Source organism: Persicobacter psychrovividus, assembly GCF_036492425.1.
Classification (GTDB): domain Bacteria; phylum Bacteroidota; class Bacteroidia; order Cytophagales; family Cyclobacteriaceae; genus Persicobacter; species Persicobacter psychrovividus.
Window position 1 is genome coordinate 115,103 of sequence record NZ_AP025296.1, and the last position, 16,697, is coordinate 131,799.

General features: G+C 44.3%; 6 protein-coding genes. 4 read left to right on the forward strand and 2 right to left on the reverse strand.

Features of this window, described 5'->3' with window-relative positions:
- Window positions 1-90: 90 nt before the first annotated feature.
- The 3 genes from AABK40_RS20750 to AABK40_RS20760 all read left to right on the forward strand — a co-directional run bounded on the left by AABK40_RS20750 (window position 91) and on the right by AABK40_RS20760 (window position 12,596).
- Window positions 91-1,011, forward strand: a complete 921-nt coding sequence (locus AABK40_RS20750; RefSeq protein ID WP_338399184.1) for an AraC family transcriptional regulator — start codon at window positions 91-93, stop codon at window positions 1,009-1,011.
- 704 nt (window positions 1,012-1,715) lie between these two features.
- The gene (locus AABK40_RS20755; RefSeq protein WP_338399185.1) at window positions 1,716-11,600 is read left to right on the forward strand and encodes an HYR domain-containing protein; all 9,885 of its coding nucleotides are present in this window, start codon (window positions 1,716-1,718) and stop codon (window positions 11,598-11,600) included.
- Between the two features lie 12 nt (window positions 11,601-11,612).
- Complete coding sequence (locus AABK40_RS20760) at window positions 11,613-12,596, forward strand: PorP/SprF family type IX secretion system membrane protein (protein WP_338399085.1); 984 nt, start codon at window positions 11,613-11,615, stop codon at window positions 12,594-12,596.
- Here AABK40_RS20760 and AABK40_RS20765 read toward each other — a convergent pair.
- Window positions 12,574-12,879, reverse strand: coding sequence for a hypothetical protein (locus AABK40_RS20765; protein WP_338399086.1), 306 nt, complete (start codon window positions 12,877-12,879; stop codon window positions 12,574-12,576). The two genes, AABK40_RS20760 and AABK40_RS20765, sit on opposite strands and share 23 nt — an antisense overlap.
- Before the next feature lie 83 nt (window positions 12,880-12,962).
- On the opposite strand from AABK40_RS20765, the gene AABK40_RS20770 reads away from it, so the two are divergent.
- Window positions 12,963-15,728 (forward strand): InlB B-repeat-containing protein, encoded by a 2,766-nt coding sequence (locus tag AABK40_RS20770; protein ID WP_338399087.1) that lies wholly within the window; start codon window positions 12,963-12,965, stop codon window positions 15,726-15,728.
- Window positions 15,729-16,100: 372 nt separating this feature from the next.
- Here AABK40_RS20770 and AABK40_RS20775 read toward each other — a convergent pair whose 3' ends face one another.
- On the reverse strand, window positions 16,101-16,487 hold the full coding sequence (locus AABK40_RS20775) for a periplasmic heavy metal sensor (protein ID WP_332920968.1): 387 nt from the start codon (window positions 16,485-16,487) through the stop codon (window positions 16,101-16,103).
- Window positions 16,488-16,697 lie beyond the last annotated feature (210 nt).

Sequence of the window (16,697 nt, forward strand, 5' to 3'; positions counted from 1 at the left end):
AACTCCCTTTGTGTAGCTTAAAAAAGTTGGTGGCTTTCCGTGTTGGTTAAGTGGTTAAAAATAAGTAATTTAAATAAACCACTATTTTTTATGATGAGAAACTTAACGGACGCGCTACTGAGTGGGAGACGCCTCGAATCATTGGTAGAGAATCAAACTTCTTATTGTTTTGAGAATGTTGAGCTGCATGTTTTTGAAACCTATCAGGAAGCTGAAAAAGTACTGCTCAACTTTCACGACCCCATATTAGCCAGTATGTTGCGCGGCAAAAAATTGATGCATTTGCAGGACCGTTCCTGTTTTGATTTTATTCCGGGAGAGTCCTTAATTTTACCTGCCGACGAACCCATGTACATCGATTTTCTGGAAGCCAATCCCACAAACCCCACACAGTGTTTGGCGATGGCGATTGCCGAGCAAAAAATTAATGTCGCCGTTAATTATTTAAATGAACACAAAATGAAAGCGGATGGCGAGTGGGAATTCGCCGATGTTGGTTTTCATTTTACAAATGATAGCGCTATTCAGCAGATTATCCAGCGCATCATGTTTTTAGCCACTGAACAACATGCCTGCAAAGATACCTTCGTGGACATGATGATTCAGGAGTTGATTATAAGGATTTTACAGACGCAGACGAAAAAGGCATATATCGATTCCCCCGCCCATTTTTCCGGTCATCGGCTTTCTTATGTTATCAGCTTTATCCGTGAAAATATTGACAAACCTTTAAATGTTAAAATGCTGGCCAACGAGGTGTGCATGAGCGAGTCAAATTTTCACCGGGTTTTCAGGAATGAAATGGCGATGTCGCCAACTGCTTTTATTATGGAAGAAAGAGTCCAAAAAGCGAAGTTGCTCCTAAAAAATCCGGAAGTAAATATGAAGGATGTTTGCTTTGATTGCGGCTTCAACAGTTTGTCCTATTTCAATCGGGTATTCAAAAGAAATACGGGCTGCTCTCCCAAAAAATTTCAGCAGCAACTTCGCATCGTGCCAATGTCTTCATGAAAAAAATCTTCTACCTCCAAAATATTACAAAAGTACCCTATTGAGCCATTTTGAGCATTTTTTATCCTGATGTTTCATTTTTTCTCCAATCAATATCAGTGCTCAGTCGAGTGATGCCTTTCAGTTGTCCATTAATTTTTTCGTAAGAATTGACATACTTTATGGTATATAATGTAGGCTAAACAACTATTAATTTTGAATAATTATAGATAGTGTTGTGTACGGTATTGATCATCTTATTTTATTGGAAATTTATTGATTAATCGCGCTTTCAAAAAAAGCAGGGTAATTCATAAAATTTAACTTTTCATTGATTTTATTCTAAGGGATCATGCAAATTTCACCTACAATGAGGAGTGTATAATGTAATGAATGCCACGGTCAATATGCTGGATATTCCCTTTTGGGATATTTTTACTGCGTATTTTGATTCCTGTTGACCGAATAATCTGTGCTTTTTTGGTGTAAGGTTGTGGATTAAATTTGATATTAGAATAAACTTAGCTTTAGATTGGCAAAGTTGCTAAAAGTGTGTATTATAGATCGACTTTTATAGTAAGAATTGATTTCAAAATTTACTTTTTCGTAGATTGTCAGGTCAGTAGCGTAAGGGTTTATGGCCTTTACAAAACCGCTGGATAGAAATGTTCTTGCTCTAAGGTGTCGTTAATATCTATATCAATCAGCAAGTAATATATTAGTCAATGAGGCAACATCTACCTAAGCATTTTTTTTCACCTGTTCTGTTTTTTTTATTTACATTACTGTTCTTTACCGCAGAATTTGCCGTAGCACAGGAGAGTAATGTACATTATCTACCGCCATTTTATTATGATTTGTATAAGAATGGTACTTCAGGTGGAACATATCAGCATGATGTTAATGAGCATTTTGCGATTCTCTCAACCAATGAATCTTCGGAGGTTACGGTGGAGCTCTGCTATTTCTCCAATGGCAGTGAGGTACCTTTCAAAACCTATCAGGTCAGTAAATCAAAGCCCGTGCGGATTAAGCTGGCCGATTACAAGTCAGGAACCGATACGGATGGGGCGGGGAAAGAAATTTTCAATACCGACAATACCGATGAAACCAACTCATTGCGTGATTACATCCTGAGAAGGGCGGATGGCACAGAGATTACGGTGAATAAAAGGATCAATGAATTTTTGTTGCTTACGGAACGTAACCTGTCGGGAACGGTCTTACCTGCTGGTGGCCTGACCTTCAAGTCCTCAAATCCGGAGCAGAAATTCTTTGTCAATATCACGCACTTGGCAAGTCCGCAGGCAGGAATCTTGACCTCCAAGGGGGAATTTGCCAAAGGGACTAAATTTTTCACCGGTCATATGGTCTCCAACGGCGACAACAGGGACTCCCGTCGAAATCACTTTCTGTCGTTTATGGCCCTTGAAAATGGTACGCAGGTAGATGTCAAAAATCAGCATGGCTTTCAGTTCTTTAATCCGGCCACAAAAAGTTATGACTTGCTGGTAGACGGCAAAGAGACATATATCCTGAACAAGGGAGAATCGGTGATTTTGAGTTATCATTTTGCTGATGGCCAGAGAACGGGCATGGCGGTTAATGATGTCAATGGTACTTTGCTGGAAACGAACGGAAAGCCGATTGTTGTCAATTCCGGATCATGGAATGGCGGTGGTGGCAGTGGTTACGGGCACGACATCGGTATTGATCAATTAGTACCGATAGAATATGTTGGGCAGGAATACATTGTAGCTCGCGGACCCGGAGAATCGACCCGTAAAGAGATCGAACAGTTGATTGTTGTCGCTACTGAGGCCAATACTTCTTTGAAGGTCAATGGGTCGGATTACGTTTTGGGCGGTGGGCTGAATGCTGCCGGCGATTATGTGATTGTCACTAATGACCAATATAAGGTTGTGGATGGGCAAGGGTATATGTACCTTGAAGCCAACCACCCTGTTTATGTATTTCAAACGGTGGCTGGTGCCCGCGATGGCAGTGGGCAAAACACGCCGGGCATGTTTTTGGTGCCGAGGCTTAACTGTAATGGCGCCCGCGAGGTTTCTGTTTCTTATGCCAAAACGCTCGGAACGCCAAAGATGCAGGTTATTGCCCGTACCAATGAACTGGAATTGGTTGGCGACGGTGGTGCTGTGCAAAGCCTGACCGGTGGGGTAGAAGTGCAGGAAAAACCCGGTTGGTATTTACACGCCATCAATGCGCAGCATGATTCCTATACGGTGCGTTCTGCGGATAATATTTCTCCGGTGAACGTGGTACTGACCATCGTTAACAATGACATCGGCGCTGGCGGTTACTACTCAGGATTCGGAGAAGTTCCTGTTATTGGAATGACTCCTGAACTGGAACAATATGGCCTTTGTGCTGGCGATGCCGAATTGCAGGTGAGTGCACCGCAGGATGGCTGGATTTTCAACTGGTACAAAGACGGAAATTTATTAGCCGACGCTTCTGGAGTGGACAAAAGTAGTTACGCCGTTCAGGATGTCGGTTCCTATCGGGTAACGGCTGAAACAGGCTGCGGAGACGAAACATTCCCATCCGATCCGATCATGATTTACCCTTGTCTCGAATTGAGCACCGCTTCAATAGAGGTGGATGAAGGGGTAGGAGAAATCGCCGTCAAGGTAAAAAAATTACAGGATTTTGATGAGCCCGTTTTCTTCTCCCTGCGTCAGGAGGATATTACCACCAACCAGCGTGATGGTTTTCAGGATTATAAGATCCAGGATCCTCCAAACAGGATCGATCCCGGAGAGCGAGAGGTCAGCGTTATTATTCAGGTTACGGATGATGTTTTCGATGAATATGATGAAGTTTTTAAGCTGATTCTCTATGAGCCTTATAATGCGACCATGATCGCCGATGAGCTTGAGACCAAAGTAACGATCAAGGACAACGATGAACCGCCATTTCTGAAAATCAATGCGACCAGTATTTTACTGAAAGAGGGGCAGGATTCTGATTATACGTTTACCGTGAGCCTCTCCGATGGAACATCGAGTTTTTACGGTTCTGAAAAGGAAATTACTTTTGACTATCAGTTTGCTGATGGCTCTGCCGTGGCAGGGGAGGACTATGTCGCTTCGCCAAATTCAGGCACAATTGCATTTGCCGCGGGCGAGATCAACAAACAGATTACCGTGAGCATTATTAATGATGCCATTGATGAGCATCAGGAAAATTTCACCCTCACACTTTCCAATGCCGTGAATGCCAAAGGTTTTGAAGGTGCGGGCATCGAGGATGAAATTACCGCCACCATTACCATTGAAGACGAAGACCCTATGCCGGTGGTCAAAATTACCGCCGATCCTGTTGTGGAAGGAAAACCTGTCGTGCTTACGGCGCAGCTTCAGCAGGGGGAAGTGAATACCGTCAGTGGGAAAGACATTACTTTTGATTACAGGACAGAGGATTTGACCGCTGAAGCAGGTTTGGATTATACGAAGGTTGATGGCCTGACGGTATCTATCCCATCGGGTAAATCTTCCGTAACATTTGAAATTGAAACCCTCGAAGACGAGCTCTTTGAATCGGAAGAATTTTTTAAAGTACAGTTTTATAATTTTAAAGATGTAGCGGACGGCAATGCGGGCAGCACCACTGCGCTTGAAGCCTCGATTATTGATGCCAGTGGCGACCCTGTGATTGCGATTGCTGATCAGCAGGTAACAGAAGGGGACTTGGTCACTTTTACGGCAAACGTAACGATTCCAAGTGCTGACGATTATATCTTTTACGTTTCAACGGAAAATCTACTTGAACATACGGGCTATTACGATCCGCTGATCAAGGCCAAAATAACCATTCCTGCAGGGGAAGAGACCGTTTCGTTCACGGTACAGACCTACCAAAACTACAAGGTGGACGGTGCCCGAAAAATAAAGGTGACTGCATCATCAGATGGTCGACAGCCTGCCAACCTGAAATTTGCAAATGATGATTTCTATTTCACCATTTTGGATGATGACGTTACACCGTTGGCAAAAAATGACCAGTTTGAGTTCTCGGAATCTGATGTGGGAACGGTCTATTCAGGCAATGTGTCGCTCAATGACGAAGGGGTAAGTAATGAGCCTCAGTTTATTTTGGAGGAAACAGATATTACAGCAAATGAAGGTGTTTTCTCCTTTAATGATGATGGTACCTTTACTTTTAAACCTGAAAAAGACTACTATGGCGAATTGTACTTTTATTATACCCTGAAAACCAAAGTGGGGGAATCAAAAGCGCGCGCCAATATAAAAATCACAAATGTAAATGATTTTCCCGTGGCCAGTGGAGAAGATCTTCAACTGGATGAAGGGACATCGGTAACACGTGCATTTATCGTGTCGGGAATTGGTGATGGGGGTATTGCCTACAGGGTTGTGAGCGCACCCACCAAGGGTATGGTAACGATCGATCAAGCCAATGGCACCTATACTTATCAATCCACTCAGCCACATTATGGGCAAGACAGTTTTACTTTTGAGGTCAGTGATGTTGATGGCGATAAGGCGGAAGCTAAAATAAATATTGAAATTGATTATATTAATCACTCGGCACCGCAGGCTAAAGATGATCACTTTACAACGGATGATCTGAGTGTGATTGCGCTTGATGTGCTGGGCAATGATACCGATGCCGATGGTGATCACCTGAAGGTACCTGCTTCAAAAGTTATTTTTGTCTTTTCTGATTATCAGGGCAAGGGGAGCGTGGTGTTCGATCAAACGAAGCAACAGGTGGTGTTCACGCCTGAATTGTATCAGCACGAAACGGTTTCTTTCAAATATAAATTTTATGATCAACCCGATTATAAAGGCCAGAATTTTGTCTCTAATGAAGGGACGGTTACCATTGAAGTGAAAGCGGATAACCGTCCGCCTGTGGCCAATTGTGTTGGCGCATTGACGGTCAAACTTGATGCCTCAGGCAACGCCACATTAACCGCTGGCGAGGTGAATAATGCCAGTACTGATGTCGATGGCGATGACCTGAGCTTCGCATTAAGTCAGTCCTCTTTTTCATGTGCTGACATTGGACCCAATGAGGTTACACTGACCGTAACGGATGCCAAAGGCGCCACCGATCAGTGTATGGTATTGGTTGAGGTGAAAGATGAGCAATTGCCTTCGATCGATAATTTACCTGCAGATATGACGGTTGCTGCCGATGCGGGCAACTGTAATGCGGTGGTCAATTGGACGAAAATTATCGCCAGTGATAATTGTGGAATTTCGAACCTTGAAGTCGTACCTAACAGCGGGAGTGCTTTTGAGTTGGGCACAACCGAAGTAACCGTAACCGCAACAGACCTGTCGGGCAACACGATCAGCGAAAGCTTCACGGTAACGGTTGAAGACAAAGAAAAACCGACGATTATTAATTTACCTACGGACATTGTTTTGTCCGCCTCTTCGACTTGCGATGCGCAGGCTACATGGACATTGCCAACGGCATCGGACAATTGTTCTTCGGGTGCAGAATTGACATTAACTTCGACGCATAATTCAGGCGATGTATTTGGTTTGGGCGTAACGGAGGTTGTTTATACGGCGACGGATAAATCAGGTAACACGATCAGTGACAGCTTTACGGTAACGGTTGAAGACAACGAAAAACCTGTGATTGTTGATTTGCCTTCGGACATTGTATTGTCCGCTTCCTCGACTTGCGATGCGCAGGCTACATGGACATTGCCAACGGCGACAGACAATTGTTCTTCGGGTGCAGAATTGACTTTGACTTCGACGCACGATTCAGGCGATGTATTTGACTTGGGCGTAACGGAGGTTGTTTACACCGCGACGGACAAATCGGGTAACACGATCAGCGAAAGCTTCACGGTAACGGTAGAGGACAATGAAAAACCTGTGATTATTAATTTACCTTCGGACATTGTATTGTCCGCTTCATCGACTTGTGATGCGACAGCAACTTGGACTTTGCCAACGGCGACAGACAATTGTTCTTCAGGTGCTGAATTGACTTTGACTTCGACGCACGATTCAGGTGATGTATTTGACTTGGGCGTAACGGAGGTTGTTTACACGGCGACGGACAACTCGGGTAACACGATCAGCGAAAGCTTCACAGTAACGGTTGAAGACAAAGAGAATCCAGTCATTATTAATTTGCCTTCGGACATCGTTTTGTCCGCTTCCTCGACTTGCGATGCGCAGGCTACATGGACTTTGCCAACGGCGACAGACAACTGTTCCTCGGGTGATGATTTGACTTTGACTTCGACGCACGATTCAGGCGATGTATTTGGTTTGGGCGTAACGGAGGTTGTTTACACGGCGACGGATAAATCGGGTAACACGATCAGTGAAAGCTTTACGGTAACGGTTGAAGACAACGAAAAACCTGTGATTGTTGATTTGCCTTCGGACATTGTATTGTCCGCTTCATCGACTTGCGATGCGCAGGCTACATGGACTTTGCCGACGGCATCGGATAACTGTTCTTCGGGTGCTGATTTGACCTTAACCTCGACGCACAATTCAGGTGATGTATTTGGTTTGGGTGTAACGGAAGTTGTTTACACGGCGACGGACAAATCGGGTAATACGATCAGCGAAAGCTTCACGGTAACGGTTGAGGACACAGAAAAACCGACGATTATTAATTTACCTACGGACATTGTTTTGTCCGCTTCATCGACTTGCGATGCGACAGCAACTTGGACATTGCCAACGGCATCGGACAATTGTTCTTCAGGTGCTGAATTGACCTTAACTTCGACGCACGATTCAGGCGATGTATTTGACTTGGGTGTAACGGAGGTGATTTACACGGCGACGGACAAATCGGGTAATACGATCAGCGAAAGCTTCACGGTAACGGTTGAAGACAATGAAAATCCAGTGATTACTGACTTACCTTCGGATATTGTTTTGTCCGCTTCATCGACTTGCGATGCATCGGCAACTTGGACTTTGCCAACGGCATCGGACAACTGTTCTTCAGGTGATGATTTGACATTAACTTCGACGCATAATTCAGGTGATGTATTTGATTTGGGCGTAACGGAGGTTGTTTATACGGCGACGGATAAGTCGGGTAACACGATCAGTGAAAGCTTCACGGTAACAGTTGAAGACAAAGAAAATCCAGTCATTACTAACTTACCTTCTGACATTGTATTGTCCGCTTCATCGACTTGCGATGCGACAGCAACTTGGACATTGCCAACGGCATCGGACAACTGTTCTTCAGGCGCAGAATTGACCTTAACCTCGACGCACAATTCAGGTGATGTATTTGGTTTGGGCGTAACGGAAGTTGTTTACACTGCGACGGACAAATCGGGAAACACCATCAGCGAAAGCTTTACGGTAACGGTTGAAGACAAAGAAAATCCAGTCATTATTAATTTACCTTCGGACATTGTATTGTCCACTTCATCGACTTGTGATGCGCAGGCTACATGGACTTTGCCAACGGCATCGGACAACTGTTCTTCAGGTGCTGATTTGACCTTGACCTCGACGCATAATTCAGGCGATGTATTTGATTTGGGCGTAACGGAAGTTGTTTACACGGCGACGGACAAATCGGGTAACACGATCAGCGACAGCTTTACGGTAACGGTTGAAGACAACGAAAAACCTGTGATTGTTGATTTGCCTTCGGACATTGTTTTGTCTGCCTCTTCATCATGTGATGCGACAGCAACTTGGACATTGCCAACGGCGACAGACAATTGTTCTTCGGGCGCAGAATTGACTTTGAGTTCGACGCACAATTCAGGAGATGTATTTGGCTTGGGCGTAACGGAGGTTGTTTACACTGCGACGGATAAATCGGGTAACACCATCAGCGAAAGCTTCACGGTAACGGTTGAAGACAAAGAAAAACCTGTGATTGTTGATTTGCCTTCTGACATTGTTTTGTCAGCTTCATCGACTTGTGATGCGCAGGCTACATGGACTTTGCCAACGGCATCGGACAACTGTTCTTCAGGCGCCGATTTGACTTTGACTTCGTCGCATAATTCAGGAGATGTATTTGGTTTGGGCGTAACGGAAGTTGTTTACACCGCGACGGATAAATCGGGTAACACGATCAGCGAAAGCTTCACGGTAACGGTTGAGGACAAAGAGAATCCAGTCATTACTAACTTACCTTCGGATATTGTTTTGTCAGCTTCATCGACTTGCGATGCATCGGCAACTTGGACATTGCCATCGGCATCGGACAACTGTTCCTCGGGTGCTGATTTGACCGTCACTTCGACGCACGATTCAGGCGATGTATTTGGTTTGGGCGTAACGGAAGTTGTTTACACGGCGACGGACAACTCGGGTAACACGATCAGCGAAAGCTTCACGGTAACGGTTGAGGACAATGAAAAACCTGTGATTGTTAATTTGCCTTCAGACATTGTATTGTCCGCTTCCTCGACTTGCGATGCGCAGGCTACATGGACATTGCCAACGGCATCGGACAATTGTTCCTCGGGCGCAGAATTGACCTTGACCTCGACGCACGATTCAGGTGATGTATTTGGTTTGGGCGTAACGGAAGTTGTTTACACTGCGACGGACAACTCGGGTAACACGATCAGCGAAAGCTTTACAGTAACGGTAGAGGATAAAGAAAATCCAGTCATTATTAATTTACCTACGGACATCGTTTTGTCCGCTTCATCAACTTGCGATGCGGCAGCAACTTGGACATTGCCAACGGCATCGGACAACTGTTCCTCGGGCGCAGAATTGACATTAACTTCGACGCACAATTCAGGCGATGTATTTGGTTTAGGCGTAACGGAAGTTGTTTACACTGCGACGGATAAATCGGGTAACACGATCAGCGACAGCTTTACGGTAACGGTTGAAGACAACGAGAATCCAGTCATTATTAATTTACCTTCGGACATTGTTTTGTCCGCTTCTTCATCTTGCGATGCGCAGGCTACATGGACATTGCCAACGGCATCGGACAACTGTTCTTCAGGCGCAGAATTGACTTTGACTTCGACGCACAATTCAGGTGATGTATTTGGCTTGGGCGTAACGGAGGTTGTTTATACGGCGACGGACAAATCGGGAAACACCATCAGCGAAAGCTTTACGGTAACGGTTGAGGACAATGAAAAACCTGTGATTGTTAATTTACCTTCGGATATTGTATTGTCCGCTTCATCGACTTGCGATGCGACAGCAACTTGGACATTGCCAACGGCATCGGACAACTGTTCTTCAGGTGCTGAATTGACCTTAACTTCGACGCACAATTCAGGTGATGTATTTGGTTTGGGCGTAACGGAAGTTGTTTACACGGCGACGGACAACTCGGGTAACACGATCAGCGACAGCTTCACGGTAACGGTAGAGGACAAAGAAAACCCAACGATTGTTAATTTACCCTCGGATATTGTTGTAGCGACAACGGCAGGAAGTTGTGTGGCTGAAGTTACTTGGACACCAATTACAGGTACCGACAATTGTACATTTGACCGTATTGAATTGAGCCATCCTTCGGGCAGCCAATTTGATGTCGGCGTGCATACGGTAACCGTTACGGCCTACGATATTGCAGGAAATACAGCGGAAGCCTCCTTTATGGTGACGGTAAACCCCGGCGACGAATTGGAGATTGTTTGTGCAGATGATATAAGTCTGATGCCTGATGCAGGAGCAGATTTTGCCACTTTACCTGTATTGGAAGCACCTGAAGTACAGGCGCCATGTGGCAAAACATTTACCCTCAGTTCGGATGCCCCGGCAACCTTACCTATTGGTCAGCATCATGTTATTTGGACAGCCACAGGTGAGGATGGAAAATCAGTAACCTGTCGTCAGGGAATTACCGTGCAAAATCCTGCCGATCGGGGAATCATCAAATCATGCCCTGCAGAGGTAACGGCCTTTGCGGACGATGGCGAATGTGATGCTGCGCTGGAATTGAATACTCCTGTGGTGAACGATTGGGTGCTGGCACCAGAAATTACCAACGATGCGCCGCAGTTTTTCCCGAAAGGGGAAACCATCGTTACCTGGAGCGTCAAAGATCAGTGGGGGAATGTGGAAATCTGTCAGCAGCTGGTAAATGTTGTGATCGATCCTGATAAGGTGTTGGCATTTGAGCTGTCGGAGGAATTGATCGCCAATCCAAACTGTGTCCTTAAAATGCCTGACCTTCGGGATGATGTTGAGGTGTTGTTGCCTTGTTTGCCAAACACAACTTTGCAGCAGCAGCCGATTGCAGCCGAACTCGTGCAGCCAGAGCGTGGAAAAGTTCAGGTAACCTTCACCTTGCTGGATGAAAATAACCAGCAGGTGGGGCAATTGCTGACATCAGTGCCTGTGAATTGTATAGAGAAATTCGAAGTTCCGAATATGATTACCCCAAATGGAGATGGGGCAAACGATTACCTGGAGATTCCGACGATTGAAAGTTACAACAACACAGAGCTGCAAATTTTCAACAGGCTCGGGCAACAGGTTTATCAGCAGGTCAATTACAGTAACGATTGGGATGGCCGAAGTCAGACGGGGCAACCACTGCAAGCGGGAACTTACTTTTACATCATCAAGCTGCAGGGTGAAAAGCACCAAACAGGTTACCTCCATATCGTCCTTTAAATTCTATTGAGCATGAAATCATATATTAAATATAGCCTTCTGTTTTTTGTACTTGCAGGTAGCAATGCGTTTGGGCAAAGTGCCATGCAAATGTCTCAGTATATGGTCAACTATATTGTGATCAACCCTGCGGTGGTGGGGCTCGATGAGCACACCGCCTTCCGGCTTGCTTACCGTAACCAGTGGGCAGGGATTGATGGCGCTCCATCAACCTACTTCGGGAGTGTAAATTCGAGTATTGGGCACCAGGGTGCGAAGGGGAGCAGCAGTGCCCGCCGACGGGGTTACCGAAGGGCGCACAATTCCCAGACCGCACCGCATCATGGGGTGGGGGGCTATGTCCTCAACGACCAGATTGGTGCGATTAATCAGGTTCGGATGTATGGAAATTATGCCTATCACCTTTCCCTGAACTCTTCGATCAGGCTGGCAGCAGGTGGGGCAATTGGGCTGATCAGCAACCAGATCGACAAAGAAAAAATTCATGTGGGCGATCAGAATGACCCCATTTTAGCCAACGCACAAAACAGCCTGCACCCCGATTTACAATTGGGCTTTTGGCTGCACAGCAGTAATTGGTTTGCGGGTATTTCTGCAACGGAGTTCAATTTGAGTAATGGCTTTGGGACTGAACTGGGATCACTTCGACCAAACTATTTACTGACAGGGGGCTACCGTATTCAATTATCCCGAGAGTTGGATTTCGTTCCTTCGGTATTGATGAAAACAGTTTCCTTCGATGAATTTCAGTATGACATCAACCTGAAAATGAGGTATAAATCTGTTCTGTGGGGTGGGCTTTCCCTGCGTGGACTTGAGGATGTTTCCATGATTTTTGGCATGGACTTACTCAACGGGTTAATGTTCGCCTATTCTTACGATTATCAAATTAATGGCATCCAAACCGTCAGTTCGGGTTCTCATGAAATAACTGCAGGGTTTAACCTCAGAGGAAAAAGACAAAGGAGAGGGCTTAACCGTCGATCTTTCTGGTAACAGATTTACCGGGGCATGTTGCTGTAAAGTTGAATTTATGGCAAGGCGCCTTGTTTTTTTTAATCATTTGCAAGACCGTGAAAAGTGAAAGTTCTTCTGATATCGAAGGGGCTTTCACTTTTTTTATGGTGGCCTGATAGTCACCCCAGTTTACTTTTTCAGCAGGAAAAGAAATCTCAATTTCTCCCAATTCGGCAAATAAAAGACTTCTGATTTGCAATAGCATAGTGGTAAATACGCCTTTAAAACCCTGTATTGGGGATAAAAACAAAGTTTGTTTCATTTGGGCAAAGCAAAGGAGGGCGGAAAAAATAGTGGTTATCATCAAGTGTTAACCACAATATTTTTTAACCAAAACTCAGAGTAATGCTAAAAGACTTACTAAGATTTGCCATGGTGTTTTTTGTATTTATTGCCACCGTGGGTAATGCAAAAGCACAGGAGGCAGTTGATTACACCCTTACCCTTGAAGACCTTGTGCTTACAGGGGGTAATAATAACCAGGTTGATGGAGTTACTTATGATTTTTCTCAGAACCCAGGGGGTACTAATTTGACAATCCCAACCATTGTCAACGATGCGGGAAAAAAAGTAACGCAACTTAATGAAGGCGTTTTGGCCAATAAAAACATTCGTAAAGTAACCTTCGGAGAAGGCTGGATTAATATTGGTAAAGCGGTATTCAGTGATAATAATATTACAGAAGTTACTTTTTCTTCGACCATCACAAGGGTTCAAAATGAAGCCTTTAAGAACAATCTCATAGAGGCCGTTGAATTTCCTGACAAGGTAATGGTGATTGCGAATTATGCTTTCCAGAACAATAATATCCAAACGGTAATACTTCCAAATAATGATGCCTATACAGAATTAACGCATACGGTATTTGCAGAGAATCAATTAACCACCATCGAAATTCCTGCAACGGTTACTAAAATTAACCAGAAAGCTTTGGCGGGAAATCAAATTACGTCTTTGACGTTCCCTGATGGTTTGAGTGATGTCAATCAAAATTTCTTGGATGAGCAATTAACAGCAGAAGGGGCTGCGGTAGAAAATTGGTATTATACAGCAGATTTTTCAGGCGATCCTATTACGGAATTTACCCCTGCAACCTTGGCTGGAAAATCCATTTATGCAAAATATGCTCCTGCGGTTTTCACCATTCAATATCGCAGAGATGGCGGTTCACTTCCTGCTGAAAATCCTGAGCAATATACCGCAGGCGACCAATTCTCAATTCTTGATGGGGTAAAAAAAGGCTATGACTTTTTAGGCTGGTTCAAAAATGACCAATTCGAAGGGGATCCAATATCGGAAATTACGCCAGAAACAAGAGGGAACTTGGTGCTGCATGCAAAATACGAACTTACCAATTACAAAATCACTTACCATTTGGATAATGGCATGAACGGTGAGGGCAACCCGGAAACGTTCACTATGGAGGACGCGGACATCACGCTTGCGCCAGCAACAAAAGCAGGTTTTGAGTTCATGGGCTGGTACGGAAATGAGGAATTTACTGGAGATGAGATCACCCAAATCATGACCAACAGCCATACGGATCATGACCTGTTTGCCAAATTTGACATCATTAATTATGATATCACTTACACGCTTAATGGGGGTGAAAATGCTCAGGACAATCCTGAAAACTATACGGTGCTTTCAAATTTTACCTTTGATCCCGCAACGAAATTGGGCTACTCTTTTATGGGTTGGTATGATAATGAAGATTTTACAGGTGACATGATTACTGGCGTAACGGAGGGGAGCATGGGTAACCTGAACCTGTTTGCCAAATTTGAAAAGGACATTTATCAAATTGATTATGTATTGAATGGTGGGGAGCATGTCGCTGCAAACCCTGATTCGTATGATGTTTACAGTGCTTTTTCTTTTGAAGCAGCATCAAAAAATGGTTATACTTTTGAAGGATGGTTTGAAACGGCAGATTTTATTGGTGAGCAGGTTACTGAAATTACGGTGGGATCCACGGGCGATTTAATGTTATATGCTAAGTTTGAATTGACACGTTATGCGATCACTTATCATCTGGATGGTGGTGAAAATGCAACGACAAACCCTGCGGATTATAATATGGAAGAAGAGGTTGTTTTTGCTGATGCAAGCAAAGCGGGCTACTCTTTTATGGGTTGGTTCAAGGATGCTGAATTTACAGAATCAATCACTGGTATTGCATTGGGAAGCAGTGAGGCTGTGGACGTCTATGCTAAATTTGAAGTCATTGATTACAATATCACTTATGAATTGAATGGCGGAACAGCAGATAATCCATCGACCTACACGGTAGAAGATGCGATCACTTTGAATGACGCATCGAAGGAGAATTACACTTTCTACGGGTGGTTTGACAATGAAAATTTTGAAGGGTCAGTAATCACTGAAATCGCTCAGGGGACTACGGGAGAATTGATGCTGTATGCTAAATTTGAAATGACACAATATCAGATCACTTACCACCTCGATGGCGGTGAAAATTCAATCAACAACCCAGCGACCTTTACTGTTGCCTCAACGGTTACTTTTGAAGGCGCAAGCAAGGAAGGATACACTTTTGAAGGTTGGTATGCCAATGCCGATTTCTCTGGTGATGAGCTTACAGGTATTGAGGAAGGCTCGGCTGGAGATCGCGACCTTTATGCTAAATTTATGACGATAGCGTATGCCATTAGTTATGAGCTGGATGGGGGAACAACTGATAGCCCATTGACTTACACCATCGAAGAGGAGGTAGCACTTTTACCTGCCACCAAAGCGGGTTACGAGTTCAAAGGTTGGTATACCAATGCCGAATTTACAGGTGACGCCGTAACGGTGATTGAAAAAGGAAGCATGGGAGATCAAATGTTCTATGCCATGTTTGAAGAGGAAGTGATTGCTTCAAATGACCCTAAAAATACCCTCAAGGTTTACCCTAACCCAGCGACGGATATCATTAAAGTACAAGCGGAAGCGGGTGCAGCCATCCGTATTTTTAACTTGAATGGTCAGCAGGTATTGAAACAAGCGGCAACAGAAAATCAGCAAGTGATTAACGTTTCAGCATTGCCAACAGGCGTTTATGTTATCCACGTAAATCAACAAGTGACTAAATTTGTCAAAAAATAAAATAGGCGAAAATTAAACGCCCTTTAAAGGTGGCTTGCAAATAGCGGCATAAGAAGCGGAGGGAATACCTTCCAATTCATGCTGTATTTGTTAAGCCACTTTTTTTTGTCTACATCTTGGCGATTCACATCAATTATGTGCGATATCGTAATCAGGGGGCATATTATGATTGTGTTCAGGAAGGAAATCCTACAGGTCAGCCCACAGCCAAACCAATTTGGCCGAATTCAGTGAAAATTGAATTGGTGCAATCTTCAGATAATGCAAGTCAGATGGTATTTGTGTATCGTCGCAGGTTCGGTCAGGGCAAAAAAATAGCGTAAGCACCAGATGACAGTGCCCACGCTTCAACTTACCTATTTTTGGGATGGATTATTTTTCTCTTCTTTCTTTTCGTCCTCGCTGAGGTCGGTTTTCCTTTTTATATTTTTCGTACAACGCTTGTTGTTCCTCGGAAAGTACTGCATTTACCTGCTGATCAAGCTCATCCTTCAGCTGCTTCATTTCTGATCGTTCAGGTCGACCATTGGCCATCTTTTCCTCAACCGCTTTAAAATGCTGATCGAAAAGCTGTTGCACCTGCTGTTGCTGATCGCTACTTAGTGAAAGCTCCTGACTCATTTTGGTCATCATCGCTTCAATCTGTGCGGCATCAGGCATTGGAGGACCCTGTCGGTCGGCGGGTGGCTGCGCAATGGCCAATCCTACACTGAAAATCGCCAGCATGGCAAAAGCAAAGGTGGATTTTAATATACTCATAGTCTTGATGTGGGTTTGTAGATGAATACTGTTCTTATGTTGATTCAAATGTAAGGGGATAAAAGCAGGACCAAAAATATCTTCAATCAACAGCATAAAAAGGTCTACCAACAAGTTTTTATTGCGAATCAACGATATGGACGATCCCCAAAATTCGGCCCACTATTAACAGGTAGGCTGATGAAAATTACTGACGGCTGTTGTACAATC

What these genes read in the sequence shown, in the direction of transcription:
- AABK40_RS20750 (WP_338399184.1), top strand. Translation starts at nt 91, where the DNA reads ATGATGAGAAACTTAACGGACGCGCTACTGAGTGGGAGACGCCTCGAA.
- AABK40_RS20755 (WP_338399185.1), top strand. Translation starts at nt 1,716, where the DNA reads ATGAGGCAACATCTACCTAAGCATTTTTTTTCACCTGTTCTGTTTTTT.
- AABK40_RS20760 (WP_338399085.1), top strand. Translation starts at nt 11,613, where the DNA reads ATGAAATCATATATTAAATATAGCCTTCTGTTTTTTGTACTTGCAGGT.
- AABK40_RS20765 (WP_338399086.1), bottom strand. Translation starts at nt 12,879, where the DNA reads ATGAAACAAACTTTGTTTTTATCCCCAATACAGGGTTTTAAAGGCGTA.
- AABK40_RS20770 (WP_338399087.1), top strand. Translation starts at nt 12,963, where the DNA reads ATGCTAAAAGACTTACTAAGATTTGCCATGGTGTTTTTTGTATTTATT.
- AABK40_RS20775 (WP_332920968.1), bottom strand. Translation starts at nt 16,487, where the DNA reads ATGAGTATATTAAAATCCACCTTTGCTTTTGCCATGCTGGCGATTTTC.